This is a genomic window from Vibrio sp. 1562, from assembly GCF_033340155.1.
GTDB classification, from domain to species: domain Bacteria; phylum Pseudomonadota; class Gammaproteobacteria; order Enterobacterales; family Vibrionaceae; genus Vibrio; species Vibrio alginolyticus.
On the sequence record NZ_JAWOVY010000689.1, the window covers coordinates 1 to 542 of the forward strand.

A 542-nucleotide genomic window follows, 5' to 3' on the forward strand; every position below is an offset into this window, starting at 1 on the left:
TCATTAAACCTACGCATTCTATCTCTGTGAACATCAAACAAGGTGTTGATGGTATGCATGCCGCTTCTAATATTGCACTAGAAGGCACAGGGCTAATGCCAGAAGACGCGGCAAAAGTAGACTTTGTAAAAGGTAACGTAAAGGCACGTGCTCGTATGATCGCTCAATACGAGATCGCTGGTTACGTCGGTGGCTTGGTGTTAGGTACTGACCACTCTGCAGAAAACATCACTGGTTTCTACACTAAATTTGGTGATGGCGCGTGTGACCTTGCCCCTCTTTTTGGTTTGAACAAACGTCAAGTGCGCGAAGTAGCCGCAACGTTGGGCGCGCCAGAGGTGTTAGTGAAGAAAGTGCCAACCGCAGACCTAGAAGAACTGGCACCGCAGAAAGCAGATGAAGATGCACTAAACCTAACTTATGAGCAAATTGACGACTTCTTAGAAGGTAAGCCAGTTTCTCAACAAGTTGTCGATCGTTTGGTTTCGATTTACAAGGCAACTCAGCACAAGCGTCAGCCAATCCCAACGATTTACGACTAA

General features: G+C 46.5%; 1 protein-coding gene. It reads left to right on the forward strand.

Features of this window, described 5'->3' with window-relative positions; all coding sequences use genetic code 11:
* Window positions 1-542 (forward strand): ammonia-dependent NAD(+) synthetase (gene nadE, locus R7Z49_RS27105; RefSeq protein WP_318112764.1); only part of this gene is annotated, 542 nt, incomplete at its 5' end.